Raw genomic sequence first — 2,064 nt, forward strand, 5'->3', positions numbered from 1 at the left:
TCATTTTATTTCTCTCACTTAGCTTGCTTGTAACCGTAATCCGATGATTTGTCGGTAATTATTGGTTTTTATTTTCACCTTTTATGTGAGTGAATTCCAGAAATAAAAATGTATGAACCGTGGTTTTTGACAATGAATGAGGATGCGTTGAGTCGTTTTGGCGTGATGGATTGTTGTTGAAGTAGTGTGCATTATCGAGAGCTCTCTCTTCATTAACTAGTTCAACAAACTGTCATTTAACTTGTAACTGACTTGGATTCGAGAGTGAGTGAGCTGATATCGATTTTCCACAGTTCAGTGCCTAGGCGTTGATGGTTAACTAGTATTTGTTCCTCCATACGGACAGGAAATGTATACGTAAAGGTTTTTTGCATTGTCTGTCTGGTTAGTATTATTACTTTAATAACTAAACATCTACCCTACCTAGTACACGACTACATCATCACGTATCCCTGAGTCACACCAAGTGACTCACAGTACACCATTATAAATAACGGCATCGACCTATCTATGAACCTCAACATAGGAATAGATATCAATGAATGTACGTTCTCGAAAAAACAAAAACCTTAGACTCACCATTAAGAAAACCTTTCTTGGTCATCCTATCCAGACTGCACACGGTCCACTGTACCTCGACTACTTAGAAAAAATGCACGCCACCATTGAACGAGCATTAGATGACTATCCTCGTCTTATGGCTATCCGTGTAGATTTGAGATTTTCAAAGCTAAGAGCCAATGAAGAGTGTGGCAATGTCATCACCGATTTTATCCGCTCGTTGCAGTCTCAGATAGCTTACTCTGGAAAGCGAGAAAAAAGACAAGAGGGTGGTAGGGTTCATCCCTGCAAAGTACGAAACGTGTGGGTTAGGGAGCGCTCTACTTCAATGAATGACCACTATCACCTAGTGCTCATGTTCAATAAGGATAGATTTAACTGGTTGGGACAAACTCAAACGCCAAATGATAATTTAGGCTCCTTTATCGTGGAGGCATGGGCGAGAGTCGTCGGTGTTGATTATGAAGAAGCAAATGGATTAGTACATTTCTCAAAGAGAAAGAACAGTGACAGCGTGGTTATTCATCGCTTGAACCGTCACTCTGATGACTTTGACGACGCGTTTGATGAGCTATTTAAGCACATTAGTTATTTAGCCAAAGAAGATACGAAGCACTTTGGTAGCGGTAGACGGAATTTCGGCCATAGTCATAAGTAGTTTAAAAATTACGGTAGTGACAGTTCCTGTGGGATTAACAACAAACCATAGGAATTAGAATGCCAAATCAGCTCAACGCCACTCAACATCACTCAGAAGCGTCTAACCACTTCACCGTCACTCATGACCGAACGTTTAATGGAAAGCCACTCTACTACCACGAGGGTGGTCTTATCCTTGAGTATTTGGAGGATATCGATCAAGTACTGACTGAAGCACTAAATCAATATCCGAGACTCTTTGCTGTTCACCTCAACCTAAATCTACCGAGTCACTTCAGGGGTGATTACCTAACGGTGTTTGCCCATTTCTTTCATACTTTAGAATCGGAGACTAATGAACTCTGTAAGGAAAAATACACCAATAACACCTATCAACATCCGCAAACGGTGATCCGCTATATCTGGGCGAGGGAGTGTGACTCCACTAGCCAGTATCATCTTATCTTGCTCTTTGATAGAGAGCTCTTCCAAAGCTTAGGAACAGGTCGAGATAGTTGGGGACGTTTTCTCTACAAAAAAGTAAGAAAGACATGGGATAGGGTGATGGAAGCTCACTCTAACCAACGATGCTCAGGGTTAGCGTATTCCCCTAACAATGAAGGCTTTGAGCTTTCTTCCGACACAGAAACGTTCCCGTTACAGCTAAACGAGTTCTTCTATCGAATGAGTCGTCTCGCGAAGCCCACCACCGAACACGATGATAACCGTAGTACGAGTTTTGGTTGCAGTCGTCGATAACCTAAAAAATCACACCACAAGCAGTACCTATGTCATTCAACTATCAATAGGTACTGTTCCATGTCCAATAATCCGAATTCCCCGACTATCACCCATTCCACCACC

General features: G+C 41.9%; 2 protein-coding genes. Both read left to right on the forward strand.

What is annotated here, in order from left to right; genetic code table 11:
- The first annotated feature begins 538 nt into the window (after nt 1–538).
- Nucleotides 539–1,219 (forward strand): inovirus Gp2 family protein, encoded by a 681-nt coding sequence (locus BCT49_RS15110; protein WP_102436297.1) that lies wholly within the window; start codon nt 539–541, stop codon nt 1,217–1,219.
- A 59-nt stretch (nt 1,220–1,278) separates the two neighbouring features.
- Nucleotides 1,279–1,959 (forward strand): inovirus Gp2 family protein, encoded by a 681-nt coding sequence (locus tag BCT49_RS15115; protein WP_102436299.1) that lies wholly within the window; start codon nt 1,279–1,281, stop codon nt 1,957–1,959.
- Nucleotides 1,960–2,064: the final 105 nt, after the last annotated feature.

It is taken from the genome of Vibrio lentus, assembly GCF_002875945.1.
Classification (GTDB): domain Bacteria; phylum Pseudomonadota; class Gammaproteobacteria; order Enterobacterales; family Vibrionaceae; genus Vibrio; species Vibrio apostichopi.